This is a genomic window from Modestobacter sp. VKM Ac-2979, assembly GCF_026967995.1.
In the GTDB taxonomy this organism is placed as follows: Bacteria; Actinomycetota; Actinomycetes; order Mycobacteriales; family Geodermatophilaceae; genus Modestobacter.
Genome location: NZ_JAPVBO010000004.1, coordinates 369,928 through 384,242 on the forward strand (window position 1 = coordinate 369,928; position 14,315 = coordinate 384,242).

Consider the following 14,315-nt stretch of genomic DNA (forward strand, 5'->3'; position numbering starts at 1 on the left):
CAGGGGCCCAGTTCCCTCGATCGGGGCGGTGGTCGGGGAGGACCGGCAGCCTGTGGCGGGACCGGGGCCCGGCCGCCGGTACAGTGTCAGGGACCCGCTGCCGCGTCCGTCCGGACCGGCGGCCCGCATCACCGGCCTGGCACGGGCGGTCGATGACCCTGGAGGACTGACGTGGCGACCCTGCAGGTCGAGCTCGTGGCCGTGGAGAAGATGCTCTGGTCCGGTGAGGCCAGCATGGTCATCGCCCGCACGACCGAGGGTGAGCTCGGTGTCATGCCCGGTCACTCGCCCCTGCTGGGCGAGCTGGCTCCCGGTGGCGTCGTGACGATCCGCACGGAGTCCGGGGAGGACCTCGTCGTCGCCGCGCACGGTGGCTTCCTCTCGGTGACCGAGCGAGGCGTCTCCATCCTGGCCGAGACCGCCGAGATCTCGACCGACATCGACGTGGAGCGGGCCCGCGAGGCGCTCCGCCGCGCAGAGCAGGACCGCGACGACCCAGAGGCCGTCGCCGCCGCGAGGCGAGCCCAGTCCCGGCTCCGCGCCGCCGGCCAGGACGCCTGACCGCCGCCTGAGTCCGTCCCGACCCGCCCTCGGCCGACGAGCCCCGCCCGGTGACCACCGTCGTCCTGGTCCTGGTCGGGCTGTTGCTGGTCGCGCTGGTCGCCGCCTTCCTGCTGCGCCGGCGGTTCCTGCTCTCCGGGCTGGGCGCGGTCACCATGTGGCTGCGCGCCCCTGGCACCTCCCGGTGGTCCGTGGGCGTGGCCTGGTACTCCGGCGACATGCTGCTCTGGTACCGCGCGTTGTCGCTGTCGGTCCGGCCGAACCGGCGCCTGTGCCGCGCCCAGTTCCAGGTCGACGCCCGCCGTCGCCCGACCGCCGAGGACCTGTCCCTGCCCGCCGACAGCGTGATCCTCACCGTCCGCACCGGAGCGGGACCGCAGGAGCTGGCGATGGACTCCTCGACGGTGACCGGGTTCCTGTCCTGGATCGAGTCCGCCCCGCCGGTCGACCGCTGAAGAAGGACCCCGTCCTCCTCACCCCTCGCGAGCTCGGGGCGAGCCTCGGGACGGGGCCTGACGGGCCTTCCCCGGTCCTAGCTCTCGCGAGCCGCGCGCTGGGCGTGGACGCCGCTGTGGGCGCCGGGCTCCCAGAGCACGTCGCCGTCCGGGTTCGCGGCGCGGGCGAGGATGAACAGCAGGTCCGAGAGCCGGTTGAGGTACCGGGCGGTCTCGGCGTTGGTCCGCTCCGCGTCGACCGTCAGCAACGCCCACACGCTGCGCTCGGCTCGCCGGGACACCGTCCGCGCCGTGTGCAGCAGTGCGGCGAGCGGGGTGCCCCCCGGGAGGACGAACGAGGTGAGCGCGGGCAGCTCGGCGTTGGCGGCGTCGCAGGCCGCCTCCAGCCGCTCGGTGTAGGCGGCGGTGATCCGCAGCGGCGGGTGTTCCGGCGCCTCCTGGATCGGGGTGGAGAGGTCGGCGCCGACGTCGAAGAGGTCGTTCTGCACGCTGCGGAGCAGCTCGGTGACCTCGGCGGACGGCCCGCCCAGCGCGACGGCGACCCCGAGCGCGCTGTTCGTCTCGTCGACGTCGGCATAGGCCACCAGCCGCGGATCGGTCTTGGCCACCCGGGACATGTCCCCGAGGTGGGTCTGCCCGGCGTCACCGGTGCGCGTGTAGATGCGGGTCAGCCGGACGGTCATGGTGCCGAGCCTAGGCCGGACCGGGGGGCGAGGTGCCAGCCCCGCGCCCCGTCGGGCGACATCTGCCGCCGCATCTAGGCTGGGCAGCGTGGAGTGCTTCGAGGTGACCGGCGGGGCGTCCCTGCGTGGCCGCGTCCGGGTGACCGGTGCCAAGAACAGCGCGCTCAAGCTGATGGCGGCGGCGCTGCTCGCCCCGGGCCGGACGACGCTGGACGAGGTGCCCGACATCCTCGACGTCACGATCATGAGCGAGGTGCTGCGGCGCCTGGGCTGCGGCGTGACCTTCGAGCGCTACCCGCTGGAGCCCGGCGGCAGCCCGAGCGGCGGCGGGCAGGTGCTGATCGACGTCCCCGAGCGGCCCTCCACCGAGACCGACTACGACCTGGTGCGCCGGATGCGTGCGTCGATCAGCGTGCTCGGCCCGCTGGTGGCCCGGCTGGGCACCGCCAAGGTCGCGCTGCCCGGTGGCGACGCCATCGGCTCCCGCGGGCTGGACATGCACATCGCCGGCCTGGAGCGGCTCGGCGCCACCGTGGTCAACGAACACGGCTTCCTGATCGCCACCGCACCCAAGCTGGTCGGCACCTCGATCTGGCTCGACTTCCCCTCCGTGGGCGCCACCGAGAACCTGGTGATGGCCGCCGCCCTCGCCCAGGGGACGACGATCGTGGACAACGCCGCCCGCGAGCCGGAGATCGTCGACCTGTGCCGGATGCTGGTCGCGATGGGCGCCGAGATCGAGGGCGCCGGCACCTCCACCATCACCGTGGAGGGCGTCCGGGAGCTGCGGCCGGTGGCCTACTCGACCGTCCCGGACCGCATCGTCGCGGGCACCTGGGCGATCGGTGCGGTCATGACCCGGGGCGACCTGGTGATCGAGCGGGCGGTGGCCGAGCACCTGAGCGTGCCGCTGGAGAAGCTCGTCAACGCCGGGGCGACCGTGGAGTCCCTGGACGACGGCATCCGGGTGGCGATGGCGGACCGGCCGCGGGGCATGGACATCGTCACGTTGCCCTTCCCGGGCTTCCCGACCGACCTGCAGCCGATGGCCGTGGCGCTCGCCGCGGTCTCCAGCGGCACCGCGCTGATCACCGAGAACGTCTTCGAGGGCCGGTTCATGTTCGTCAACGAGCTGGTCCGGCTCGGGGCCGACGTGCGCATCGACGGCCATCACGCGGTGGTGCGTGGGCGGGAGCGGCTCTCCAGTGCCCCGGTGCTGGCCACCGACATCCGTGCGGGTGCCGGGCTGGTGTTCGCCGGGCTCCTCACCGACGGCGTCACCGAGGTGCAGGACGTGCACCACGTCGACCGCGGCTACCCGGACTTCACCGAGCAGCTGCGTGGCGTGGGCGTGCAGATCGAGCGGACCCAGCGCCCCGACTGACGTCCTCGCTCAGCGCCCGCCGAAGGAGAGCGCGAGTGCGCGGGCGCGCTCGAGGTCCTCGGGGAAGACGAGGACGTCGGCCCGGTGTGCGGCCGGCTCGCGGATCGTGGACCGGATGCCGGCGTCGCTCAGCACGGCCCGCAGGGCCAGCGCCGACTCCCGGCGGGTGAGCGTGGCCACCGGGGTGAGCAGCTCCTCAGGCCGCCCCGGCTTGCCCGACGAGGAGCCCGAGGCGAAGGCCCAGCGCAGGAAGAGCGCGATCAGCACGATCATGACCAGAGCGAGGGCCGGGCCCACGGCGTAGTGCAGGCTCCCGGCGTCGATCGGCACGCTGACCTCCCTGCGGCGGGGGCGGCCGGCCGGCCGCGAGCCCGGAGCCGAGTGTGCCACCGCCGGAGGACACCCGTGGCTACTGGCCAGTAACCGCCCTACACTCCGCTGGCATGCCGTTCCCTTCAGCGCCGAAGGACCGCGACCGTCCCTGGGTCATGCGCACCTACGCCGGCCACTCCTCGCCCGCGGAGTCCAACGCCCTCTACCGGCGGAACCTCGCCAAGGGACAGACCGGGTTGTCCGTCGCCTTCGACCTCCCCACCCAGACCGGCTACGACCCCGACGACGAGCTGGCCGTCGGGGAGGTCGGCAAGGTGGGCGTGCCGGTCACGCACATCGGCGACATGCGGGCGCTGTTCGACGGCATCCCGCTGGACGAGATGAACACGTCGATGACGATCAACGCCACGGCGATGTGGCAGCTGGCGCTCTACCAGGCGGTCGCGGAGGAGCACGGCCACGACGTCGCGCAGCTGGCCGGGACGACGCAGAACGACATCATCAAGGAGTACCTCTCCCGCGGGACCTACGTCTTCCCGCCGGCGCAGAGCATGCGGCTGATCACCGACATGGTCGCCTACACGGTGACGGCGATGCCGCGGTGGAACCCGATCAACATCTGCAGCTACCACCTGCAGGAGGCCGGGGCCACGCCGGTGCAGGAGATCGCCTATGCGATGAGCACCGCGATCGCCGTCCTGGACTCGGTGCGCGACTCCGGCCAGGTGCCGGCCGAGCGCTTCGGCGACGTCGTCGCCCGGATCTCCTTCTTCGTCAACGCCGGGGTGCGGTTCGTCGAGGAGATGTGCAAGATGCGCGCCTTCGGCCAGCTCTGGGACGAGCTGACGGCCGAGCGCTACGGCGTGACCGACCCGAAGCAACGGCGCTTCCGGTACGGGGTGCAGGTCAACTCCCTCGGGTTGACCGAGGCGCAGCCGGAGAACAACGTCCAGCGGATCGTGCTGGAGATGCTCGCGGTCACGCTGTCCCGCGACGCCCGGGCCCGGGCGGTGCAGCTGCCGGCCTGGAACGAGGCGCTCGGCCTGCCGCGGCCCTGGGACCAGCAGTGGTCGCTGCGGCTGCAGCAGGTGCTCGCGTTCGAGACCGACCTGCTGGAGTACGAGGACCTGTTCACCGGCTCGGTGGTGGTCGAGCGCAAGGTCGCGGAGCTGGTCGAGGGCGCCCGGGGGGAGATCGCCCGGGTGCAGGAGCTGGGCGGCGCGGTGGCCGCGGTCGAGTCCGGCTACATGAAGGGCGAGCTGGTGGCCTCGCTGGCCCAGCGCCGACGCCGGATGGAGAGCGGCGAGGACGTCGTCGTCGGCGTCAACCGGTACACGACCAGCGAGCCCAACCCGCTGCTGGCCGACCTCGAGACCGCGATCCAGACCGTCGACCCGGCGGTCGAGGCAGCGGCGCAGGCCGCGGTGCAGCGGTGGCGCGCCGAACGGGCGCCCGGGCCGGTGGCCGAGGCGCTCGCGGAGCTGCGCGCGGCCGCGGGCACGGACGTGAACCTGATGGCCGCCACGCTGCGCTGCGCCCGGGCGGGCGTGACGACGGGGGAGTGGGCCGGCGCGCTGCGTGCGGTGTTCGGCGAGTACCGGGCGCCCACCGGCGTGGGCGCTGCGGGCGCCGGCGCGGCCGACGCCACCCTGACCGAGGTGCGCGAGCTGGTCCGCCGCACCGGTGTGGAGCTGGGTGGCCGGTTGCGCTTCCTGGTCGGCAAGCCGGGGCTGGACGGGCACTCCAACGGTGCCGAGCAGATCGCCGTGCGGGCCCGGGACGCCGGCTTCGAGGTGGTCTACCAGGGCATCCGGCTCACCCCGGCGCAGATCGTCTCCGCGGCCGTCGAGGAGGACGTGCACGTGGTCGGACTGTCGGTGCTGTCGGGATCGCACCTGCAGGTGGTCCCTGCGGTGCTGGACGGTCTGCGGGCGGCCGGCCTGGACGACGTCCCGGTCGTGGTCGGCGGGATCGTCCCGGACGGCGACGCCCGGCGGCTGCGAGACCTCGGGGTGGCCCGGGTGTTCACGCCGAAGGACTTCGGGATCACCGACATCATGGCCGAGGTGGTCGCCGTCGTCCGCGAGGCGAACGGCCTCCCGGCGCTCCTGCCCGTCTGAGGGACGAACGGCGCCGACGCGGCGCGTCTATTGACAATCGATCGACAGCTGGCGAATCTCGATCCATGTCGCCCGCGCATCCGCTGCTGTTCCCGATCCGGTTCCTGCTCGCCCTGGTGTTCGCCGCGCTCGTCGCCGCCCAGATCTGGGCCGTGCCCGGGATGCTGCCGGACCTGGCCGACCCGTCGCTGGAGCAGTCCCTCGTGCGGTGGACGATGCTCGCGGTCTCGGTCCTGGGGCTGGCGTGCGTCCAGGTCGTCGTCGTCTGCACCTGGCAGCTGCTGACCATGGTCCGGACGGACTGCATCTTCAGCGCGAGGTCGCTGCCGTGGGTCAACGCGATCGTGGCGGCGATGGCCGTCGGCTGGCTCATGCTCCTGGGCGCCTTCGTGAGCTCGTACTACTTCATCATCGACGAGGTCAGCGACGACCCGGGCCCGCCGGTGCTCCTGCTGGTGCTGCTGCTGGTCGGGGCCGTGGTGGGGCTGCTGATGGTGGTCATGCGCGCGCTGCTGCAGCAGGCCACCACGCTGCGGACCGACATGGAAGCGGTCATCTGATGGCGATCGTCGTGCGCATCGACGTCGAGCTGGCCAAGCGGAAGATGAGCGTCGGGGAGTTCGCCGAGCGGGTCGGCCTCACCCCCGCCAACGTCGCGGTGCTGAAGAACGGCCGGGCCAAGGCCGTCCGCTTCAGCACCCTGGAGGCGATGTGCCGGGTGCTGGACTGCCAGCCCGGCGACCTCCTCGAATGGGTCGAGGACGACCACGCCGAGCCGTTGGCCGTACAGGCGGCCCGCCGGTGATCGAGGTCCGCGGTCGACGCGGACCCGGAGAGGCACCGACGGGTCGCCCCGGCCGTCAGTCGAGCCGGACGACGACGCCCTCGGTCGCGCTGCGGCGGGCGGCGTCGAGCACGGTGAGCGAGGCGACGGCGTCCCGCGGCTCGACCGGCACCAGGCCCAGGCCGCGGACCGCGGCGGCGAACGCCGGGTAGAACGTGTCCCAGGCGCCGGGCAGGGTGGGCACCCGGTCCTCGTGGTCGCCCCGCCGGACCCGGCCCCAGCGCTCCTCCGGCTCGGCGCCCCAGTCCGGCCCGAGCGTGGCCGGGGTCTCCCCGGCGATCAGTGCGTCCTCCTGGCCGTCCATCGGCCCGCCGACGACGTAGCTGCCGGCCGTGCCGGTGACCCGGAACCGGTCGCCCGGCGCGCCCTCGCTCCAGCTGCCGGCCAGGTGCGAGCGGGCCCCGTCGGCGTGGGTGAGGGCGATGAAGACGTCGTCGTCCAGCCCGTTCGGGCGCACCCGCCACTCGGCGTAGACCGACGTCACCGGGCCGAGCAGCACCATCGCCTGGTCGACCAGGTGGCTGCCGAAGTCCAGCAGCGTGCCGCCTCCGGACGGTGCCGGGCCGGGGTCGGGCGTGAACCGCTCGAACCGGGACTCGAACCGGGTGATCCGGCCCAGCGTCCCGGCCTCGGCGAGGGCCTGGACGGTGCGGAAGTCGGAGTCCCAGCGGCGGTTCTGGTACGGCGCCAGCGGCAGGCCGAGCCGGTGGGCCCGCTCGGCACTGGACCGGGCGGAGGGGGCGTCCAGCGCGAAGGGCTTGTCGCAGACGACGGCCAGGCCGAGGTCGAGCGCCTCGTCGGTGAGCGCGGTGTGGGTGTCGGCGGGTGTGGAGATGGCCACCGCCTCGACGCCGGCCGCGGCCAGCTCCGCCAGGGACCCGACGGCGGTCACACCCGGGTGCTCCCGGCTGAGCAGCTCGCGGCGCTCGGTCGAGGAGGTCGCCACGGCGACGAGGTCGCACTCCACGGCGGCGGCGAGCAGCGGGGCGTGGAAGTACCGGCCACCGAAGCCGTACCCCACCAGGCCGAACCGAACGGGATCCATCAGTGTCGTGCTCCTCGGGTCGTGTGTGCCGCGTCGGGGGCGTGCCGGGTCATCGTGCCGGTCAGGGCAGCCGCGGGCCGAACCGGACGTCGACGCCGGGGGAGAAGAGCACGCTGTCCGGGGCGCCGCCCACCGTGGGCAGGCCGGCCGCGGCGACCAGGTCGTCCTCGAGGTCCAGCAGCTCGGCCGCGTGCAGTGGCCACTCCGGGTGCTCGTTCGGCCAGTAGGCCAGCCGGCCCAGGCTCTGCTGGTGCAGCCCCCAACGGCTGGTGAGGAACCGTGGCAGCGGACCGGGGTCGGGCAGCGGGGCGCCCACCCGGACGGCGATGCTGCCCCCGGCCCCCCGAGGCCCGGGCCACCGACGGGCCGCCCGGTAGCTGATCTGGTCGCCGTCGCGGGCGATCCGCATCCGGGACCACAGGTAGGGCAGGTGGGCGACCCAGCGGGCGGCGAGCACCGGCAGCAGCCGGTCGGCCTCCAGCGACCGGAAGACCACGCCCCGCCGTCCCTGCGCGTCGACCGAGTACAGCCGCACGTTCGTCTCGGCGAACGAGCCGAGGTAGGGCAGCCCCGGCGCCCCGAGCAGGCCGATCCGGCGCATCCGGAAGGGGATGAGTCCGACGTAGGTCGCGCCGTCCAGCTCGTCGGGCCGGGTGCCGGCCGGCAGCAGCGGGGCGACCAGGGCCGGGTCGACGGCCCAGTGCAGGAACGTGACGTCCCGCCAGCCCTGGGTGAAGACGGTGCGGCTCACCGGCCGCGGGGTGGTGGGGGTGATGCTCTCGGCGGTGCTCACCCGGTCAGCCTGCCCCCACCTCGGCCGGGGCGCGCTCGGCCCCGGTGTCGCCGGAGGCCGCGGTGTCACCGGAGGGCGCTGTGTCACCGGAGGGCGCGGTGTCGTCGGAGCCCCGTCGCCGGTGCAGCAGGAACCGGAGCCCCTCGCCCAGCGCAGCCAGGGCCAGGGCCAGACCGATGCCCAGCAGCAGGCCATGGAGCGGGTCGCGTTCGAAGGCCAGCCCGCCGACGTACCCGATGCCGGCCGACCAGCCGGCCCAGGTGAGGGCGGCCAGCGCGGCGAAGGGGGTGAACCGGCGCAGCGGCCAGCCCACCGCCCCGGAGGTCAGCGTCACCGCCGTCCGCAGGCCCGGCACGTACCGGGCGGTGACCAGCAGGACGCCGCCGCGCGCGGCCAGCAACCGCGACGCCCGGTCCAGTGCTGCCCGGCGCCGGCTCCCGGGCCGGGCCCACGCGTACAGCCGGGGGCCGGCCAGGTGCCCGATCAGGTAGGAGGTGTGGTCACCGACGAAGGCGCCCAGCGTGGCCACCGCGACCACCAGCGCCAGGTCGGGCTGCCCGGTGGCGGCGAAGACCCCGGCGGTGATCACCACGCTCTCGCCCGGCACCACGGGCAGGAAGCCGTCAAGGGCGGCCAGCGAGAACAGGACCAGGTACACCCACGGCGAGGCCATCAGCTCCTGCACCCAGCTGAGCACGGCGTCGGTCACGGTCGGCTCCCCGGGGACGGCATGCCCCGAGCCTGCTCGGCGGGTGAGCCGCGCACATCCCCCTCAGGTCCCCGACGACCTCCCCCGAGAGGGGGACCAGGACTCCGCCCATGGACGGATGCAGGCCCGCCCCGGCTCCCGGGGCCGGTTGCTCGATCATGATCCCGCTCACGCCGCGGAATGGCGGCGGGCAGCGCGGACCTTCGCCTGCACGTGACCGATCGCTGGGGGCTGACGCGGCGGCGCGTCATCGACCACGGGCGGATGACCACCTCGCGCTAGGTGCGCCGTTCCTCCCGTCGTCCCCTCCTCGCCCTGCCCAGAGAGGCACCCTCCCGTGCTCGCACGTCTCCGCCGCGTCCCGTTCGCGGTCCAGGTCCTGCTCGGCCTCGTCGTCGGCATCGCCCTCGGCCTGGTGGCCCGCGCGATGGGCCCGGTCTCCGGCTCCTTCGTCGACGGCATCCTGGTTCCCGGCACCGACGCCAACTGGCTGACCAGCACCCTCACCACCATCGGCAACACCTTCGTCGGGCTGCTGCGCGCGATCGTCGTCCCGCTGATCGTCACCGCCATCATCGTCAGCATCGCCAACCTCAAGCAGGTCTCCAACGCCGCCCGGCTGGCCGGTCAGACCCTGCTGTGGTTCGCGATCACCTCGCTCATCGCCGTCTCCATCGGCATCGGCCTCGGACTGCTCACCCAGCCCGGCAACCGCAGCTCCGTCGATGCCGACCTCGCCGAGGCCCCGCAGACCACCGGCTCCTGGTGGGACTTCCTGACCGGGCTGGTCCCGGCGAACTTCCTCGGCCTGGAGGGGAACGGCGACGGCGGGGTCAGCTTCAACATCCTGCAGCTGATCGTCGTCTCGGTCGCCATCGGCGTGGCCGCGCTGAAGGTCGGCGACGCCGCGGACCCGTTCCTGTCGGTCACCCGCTCGGTGCTGGCGATCGTGCAGAAGGTCCTCTGGTGGGTCATCCTGCTCGCGCCGCTGGGCACCGTCGGGCTGATCGGCAAGGCCGTGGCCAGCTACGGCTGGGAGTCCCTCGGTTCGCTCGGGGTATTCGTCGGCGCGGTGTACGCCGGCCTGGCGATCGTGCTGCTGGTCGTCTACCCGGTGCTGCTCAAGCTCCACGGGCTGTCGCCGGTGCGCTTCTACGCCGGTGCCTGGCCGGCGATCCAGCTGGCCTTCGTGTCCCGCAGCTCCATCGGCACGCTGCCGGTGACCCAGCGGGTGACCGAGGCCGACCTCGGGGTGCCCCGCAGCTACGCCTCCTTCGCGGTGCCGCTGGGCGCGACGACGAAGATGGACGGCTGCGCGGCGATCTACCCGGCGCTGGCCGCGATCTTCGTGGCGGAGTTCTTCGACGTCGACCTCTCGATCACCGACTACCTGCTCATCGCACTGGTGTCGGTGGTCGGCTCGGCGGCGACCGCAGGCGTGACCGGGGCGGTGGTGATGCTGACCCTCACGCTGTCCACGCTGGGCCTGCCGCTGGCCGGCGTCGGCCTGCTGCTGGCGGTCGACCCGATCCTGGACATGGGCCGCACCGCCACCAACGTGACCGGCCAGGCGCTGGTGCCCACGATCGTGGCCAAGCGCGAGGGGCTGCTGGACCTGGTGCGGTTCAACTCGACCCGGACCGCCGACCCGCTGGCCCCGATCGAGCAGCACGACGGGGTGGACGGCGACCTGCGCTCGCCGCAGCCGGCCTGAGCCCGGGTGCTCCCCGGGTCACGCGCCCGGGGAGCACCCCCGCCCTCAGTCGGTCAGGTCGGCGCAGCCGGACTCGTGCGGCAGCAGCGGGCGGAAGGTGATCGACCAGCGCGCACCGTCCGCACCCACCCAGGGGGTCAGGGTGGTGGCGTCCCGGGCGGCGTCGACGAGGGCCTGCGCCTCCTCGCCGGTCGCCGTCACACAGGTCACCCCCGGTGCGATCGGCTCACCCGGCAGTGCCGGCCCCGGCCAGGGCAGCTCCGGGTGGGCCAGCTCGTCGGCCGGCTCGGTCCACGGCCGGACGAGCGCTGCGACCGCGTCCGGGGTGTAGGGCTCCGGCGCCTCGCTCTCGGCGCCGGCGGCCTGGGTGAGGTCGGTCAGGTCGTCGATCAGGTCCTGGAGCTCCGTCCGCGCCTCCTCCTGCTCCTCGGTGAGCCCGCCGGCGCCCACGGACTCCCGCAGCGCGTAGACCTCCCGGGTGACCGGGCCCTCGTCGGTGACCAGGGTGAAGCGGGTGGAGGTCGCGTCGGCCAGCGGCGGGGAGCCGAGGTCGGCGGTCTCCGCGATGCCCGCGTCCATGGCCCGGGCGGCGAGCTGCTGCACGGTGGCCTGGTCGACCTGCTGGACCTGCACGTTGGGCCAGGCCGGCCCCGGGTAGATGGCCGGCACCGGCCCCTGGGTGATCACCCGGCCGTCGGCGTAGACGCTCACGACCGGCAGCCGAGCGGCCAGCATCTCCGGCGTCGTGAAGCCGCCGACGTCGGCGACCTGGAGCACCAGCGCGTCCTCGCCCTCCGGCAACGAGACCGTCTCCGACTCCGTCGGCGTCTCGCCGGACGGTCCGGGCGGCGCGGCCCCGGTCCCGCCCTGCTCGGCGCAGGCGGTCAGCAGCAGGACCGCCAGCACCAGGCCGACGGCGGGACGGAGGGCAGGTGGGTTCCGCACAGGGAGTACACGGCTCGGCTGCCCGCGGGGTTCCACGGGCAGGTCCGGGCCCGGTCCCCGCCGGTGCGGAGGGCGGCACCGACAGCCGGTAGCGTCGTCGTCCGTGCGCCTGGTCATTGCCCGCTGCTCCGTGGACTACATCGGGCGGCTCACCGCCCACCTCCCGCCGGCCACCCGGCTGCTGCTGGTCAAGGCCGACGGCTCGGTGTCGATCCACGCCGACGACCGGGCCTACAAGCCGCTGAACTGGATGAGTCCGCCGTGCTCGGTCAAGGAGGAGCTGACGGACTCTCCGGACGGCGGCACAGCGGGCACCTGGACGGTCACCAACAAGGCCGGCGAGCAGCTGATCATCACCATCGAGTCGGTCGAGCACGACTCCCGGCACGACCTCGGCGTCGACCCCGGCCTGCAGAAGGACGGCGTGGAGGCCGACCTGCAGCGGCTGCTCGCGCTGCACGTGGAGACCTTCGGCGAGGGCTGGTCGCTGGTGCGCCGCGAGTACCCGACCGCGATCGGCCCGGTCGACCTGCTCTGCCGGGACGCCGGCGGCGCGACGGTGGCCGTGGAGATCAAGCGCCGCGGCGAGATCGACGGGGTCGAGCAGCTGACCCGCTACCTGGAGCTGCTCAACCGCGACCCGCGGCTGGCCCCGGTCAAGGGCGTGTTCGCCGCCCAGGAGATCAAGCCGCAGGCCCGGGTGCTGGCCGCCGACCGCGGCATCGACTGCCTGACCGTCGACTACGCCGTCCTCAAGGGCACCGACGACCCCTCGCAGCGCCTCTTCTAGAAGGACCCCGTCGCCCCCCACCACCCGCTCCGCGCGCGGCGGGTCCCTGCGACGGGGCCGAACTACCGGCCGGTAGCGCCGGGGTCGGCCGCTGGTGCGAAACTGCTCGTGATCACCGGACGGCGGAGGGATGGCAGCGTGGCCAGAGAACTGACCGAGGTCGGCGTGGTGGGGCTGGGCACGATGGGTGCCGGCATCGCCGAGGTGCTCGCCCGGGCCGGGTTGTCGGTGACGGCGGTCGAGGTGACCGACGACGCGCTGGACCGCGGGCGGGCGCACGTCGAGCAGTCCACCGGCAAGGCCGTCGCCCGCGGGAAGCTCGAGCCCGGCGAACGCGACGCCATCCTGTCCCGGATCCGGTTCACCACCGCGATGGAGGACCTCGCCGTCGCCGAGCTGGTCGTCGAGGCCATCCCGGAGCGGATGGAGCTCAAGGCCCAGCTGTTCTCCAAGCTGGACGCGATCTGCCCGCCGGACACCATCCTGGCGACCAACACCTCCAGCCTGTCGGTCACCGAGCTGTCGGTCACCACCGGCCGCCCCGGCAAGGTCATCGGGATGCACTTCTTCAACCCGGCGCCGGTGATGAAGCTGGTCGAGATCGTGCGCACCGTGGTCACCGAGCCCTCGGTGGTCGAGGACGTCGAGGCGCTGGCCAGGCGGCTGGGCAAGATCGACGTGACGATCGGTGACAAGGCGGGGTTCATCGCCAACGCCCTGCTGTTCGGCTACCTCAACCACGCCGTCTCGATGTTCGAGAACCGCTACGCCAGCCGGGAGGACATCGACGCGGCGATGCGGCTGGGCTGCGGCCTGCCGATGGGCCCGCTGGCGCTGATGGACCTGATCGGGATCGACACCGCCTACGAGATCCTCGTGACGATGTACCAGCAGTCGCGCAACCGGCTGCACGCTCCCGCGCCGATCATCAAGCAGATGATGACCGCCGGGCTGCTGGGCCGGAAGAGCGGCCGCGGCTTCTACACCTACGCCGGCCGCGACTCCGCCGAGGTCGTCCCGGACGCCGCGACGCCGGCCACCGGCGGCGCCGCCGAGGGGGCCCGCCCGATCCGCAGCGTCGGCGTCGTGGGCTCCGGGACGATGGCCGTCGGGATCGTCGAGGTGGTCGCCAAGGGCGGCTACGACGTCACCTTCGTGGCCCGCACCCTGGACAAGGTCGAGGCCGTGCAGCACGCGCTGACCCGGTCGCTGGACAAGCAGGTCGCCCGCGGCCGGCTGGACGAGGCGGAGCGGGACGCCGCCCTCGCCCGGGTCACCGGGTCCGCCCAGCTCGACGACCTCGCCGGCGCCGACCTGGTCATCGAGGCCGTGGTCGAGCACCTGGGCGTCAAGCAGGCGCTGTTCGCCGCGCTGGGGGAGATCGCCAAGCCCGGAGCGGTGCTGGCCACCACGACGTCCAGCCTGCCGGTCATCGAGTGCGCGAAGGCCAGTGAGCGCCCCGGGGACGTCGTGGGGCTCCACTTCTTCAACCCCGCGCCGGTGATGAAGCTGGTCGAGGTCGTCTCCACGATCGCCACCGAGCCCGACGTGGCCGCCACCGCGCACGCGCTCTGCGCGCAGGTGGGCAAGCACGCGGTCTCCTGCACCGACCGCGCCGGGTTCGTCGTCAACGCGCTGCTGTTCCCCTACCTCAACGACGCGGTGAAGATGCTGGAGGCGCACTACGCGACCGCCGACGACATCGACGCGGCGATGAAGGTCGGCTGCGGCTACCCGATGGGCCCCTTCGAGCTGCTGGACGTCGTCGGGCTGGACGTCGCCCTGGCGATCGAGCGCGAGCTCTACACCGAGTTCCGGGAGCCCGGGTTCGCCCCCGCGCCGCTGCTCGAGCACCTGGTGACCGCCGGCTACCTGGGCCGCAAGGCCGGCCGCGGCTTCCGCGACCACGCGAACCGGTAGCCGGTGCCCCGCCGAGGTG

The 14,315-nt window shown here is 73.6% G+C and carries 15 protein-coding genes; 9 read left to right on the top strand and 6 right to left on the bottom strand.

The genetic code is table 11. The annotated features are described in order from the left end of the window. Positions 1 to 171: 171 nt before the first annotated feature. The gene (locus tag O2W15_RS13840; RefSeq protein WP_269164692.1) at positions 172 to 561 is read left to right on the top strand and encodes a F0F1 ATP synthase subunit epsilon; all 390 of its coding nucleotides are present in this window, start codon (positions 172 to 174) and stop codon (positions 559 to 561) included. Between the two features lie 50 nt (positions 562 to 611). Beyond that, positions 612 to 1,016, top strand: a complete 405-nt coding sequence (locus O2W15_RS13845; protein ID WP_269164693.1) for a DUF2550 domain-containing protein — start codon at positions 612 to 614, stop codon at positions 1,014 to 1,016. Between the two features lie 77 nt (positions 1,017 to 1,093). On the opposite strand, the gene O2W15_RS13850 is transcribed toward O2W15_RS13845, so the two are convergent. Further along, positions 1,094 to 1,699 (bottom strand): cob(I)yrinic acid a,c-diamide adenosyltransferase, encoded by a 606-nt coding sequence (locus O2W15_RS13850; RefSeq protein WP_269164694.1) that lies wholly within the window; start codon positions 1,697 to 1,699, stop codon positions 1,094 to 1,096. Between the two features lie 88 nt (positions 1,700 to 1,787). On the opposite strand from O2W15_RS13850, the gene murA reads away from it, so the two are divergent. Further along, on the top strand, positions 1,788 to 3,083 hold the full coding sequence (murA, locus tag O2W15_RS13855) for a UDP-N-acetylglucosamine 1-carboxyvinyltransferase (RefSeq protein WP_269179818.1): 1,296 nt from the start codon (positions 1,788 to 1,790) through the stop codon (positions 3,081 to 3,083). A 9-nt stretch (positions 3,084 to 3,092) separates the two neighbouring features. Here murA and O2W15_RS13860 read toward each other — a convergent pair whose 3' ends face one another. Next, positions 3,093 to 3,413, bottom strand: coding sequence for a hypothetical protein (locus tag O2W15_RS13860; RefSeq protein WP_269179819.1), 321 nt, complete (start codon positions 3,411 to 3,413; stop codon positions 3,093 to 3,095). Positions 3,414 to 3,526: 113 nt separating this feature from the next. Here O2W15_RS13860 and O2W15_RS13865 point away from each other — a divergent pair, with 113 nt between their 5' ends. The 3 genes from O2W15_RS13865 (at position 3,527) to O2W15_RS13875 (ending at position 6,341) form a co-directional block, all read left to right on the top strand. Then, on the top strand, positions 3,527 to 5,536 hold the full coding sequence (locus O2W15_RS13865) for a methylmalonyl-CoA mutase family protein (RefSeq protein WP_269179820.1): 2,010 nt from the start codon (positions 3,527 to 3,529) through the stop codon (positions 5,534 to 5,536). Between the two features lie 65 nt (positions 5,537 to 5,601). Continuing rightward, positions 5,602 to 6,096, top strand: a complete 495-nt coding sequence (locus O2W15_RS13870; RefSeq protein WP_164702315.1) for a DUF2975 domain-containing protein — start codon at positions 5,602 to 5,604, stop codon at positions 6,094 to 6,096. Continuing rightward, positions 6,096 to 6,341, top strand: coding sequence for a helix-turn-helix domain-containing protein (locus O2W15_RS13875; RefSeq protein ID WP_036340139.1), 246 nt, complete (start codon positions 6,096 to 6,098; stop codon positions 6,339 to 6,341). Before O2W15_RS13870 ends, O2W15_RS13875 begins: the two co-directional genes overlap by 1 nt. 55 nt (positions 6,342 to 6,396) lie before the next feature. Here O2W15_RS13875 and O2W15_RS13880 read toward each other — a convergent pair whose 3' ends face one another. The 3 genes from O2W15_RS13880 to O2W15_RS13890 form a co-directional block, all read right to left on the bottom strand. Further along, positions 6,397 to 7,425 carry a Gfo/Idh/MocA family protein gene (locus O2W15_RS13880; protein WP_269179821.1) on the bottom strand — a complete coding sequence of 343 codons (1,029 nt, stop codon included), beginning with the start codon at positions 7,423 to 7,425 and terminating at the stop codon, positions 6,397 to 6,399. 61 nt (positions 7,426 to 7,486) lie between these two features. Next, the gene (locus O2W15_RS13885) at positions 7,487 to 8,218 is read right to left on the bottom strand and encodes a YqjF family protein (protein ID WP_269179822.1); all 732 of its coding nucleotides are present in this window, start codon (positions 8,216 to 8,218) and stop codon (positions 7,487 to 7,489) included. A 4-nt stretch (positions 8,219 to 8,222) separates the two neighbouring features. Next, positions 8,223 to 8,927 (bottom strand): DedA family protein, encoded by a 705-nt coding sequence (locus O2W15_RS13890; protein ID WP_269179823.1) that lies wholly within the window; start codon positions 8,925 to 8,927, stop codon positions 8,223 to 8,225. A 337-nt stretch (positions 8,928 to 9,264) separates the two neighbouring features. Here O2W15_RS13890 and O2W15_RS13895 point away from each other — a divergent pair, with 337 nt between their 5' ends. Next, positions 9,265 to 10,641 carry a dicarboxylate/amino acid:cation symporter gene (locus O2W15_RS13895; RefSeq protein WP_269164702.1) on the top strand — a complete coding sequence of 459 codons (1,377 nt, stop codon included), beginning with the start codon at positions 9,265 to 9,267 and terminating at the stop codon, positions 10,639 to 10,641. Positions 10,642 to 10,686: 45 nt separating this feature from the next. Here the strand turns inward: O2W15_RS13895 and O2W15_RS13900 are convergent, their stop codons facing one another. Next, entirely contained in the window at positions 10,687 to 11,586 is a 900-nt protein-coding gene (locus O2W15_RS13900; RefSeq protein ID WP_269179824.1) for a hypothetical protein, read from the bottom strand. A gap of 103 nt (positions 11,587 to 11,689) precedes the next feature. On the opposite strand from O2W15_RS13900, the gene nucS reads away from it, so the two are divergent. After that, complete coding sequence (nucS, locus tag O2W15_RS13905) at positions 11,690 to 12,376, top strand: endonuclease NucS (RefSeq protein WP_269179825.1); 687 nt, start codon at positions 11,690 to 11,692, stop codon at positions 12,374 to 12,376. A 138-nt stretch (positions 12,377 to 12,514) separates the two neighbouring features. Beyond that, on the top strand, positions 12,515 to 14,296 hold the full coding sequence (locus O2W15_RS13910; RefSeq protein ID WP_269179826.1) for a 3-hydroxyacyl-CoA dehydrogenase family protein: 1,782 nt from the start codon (positions 12,515 to 12,517) through the stop codon (positions 14,294 to 14,296). The last annotated feature ends 19 nt before the right edge of the window (positions 14,297 to 14,315 follow it).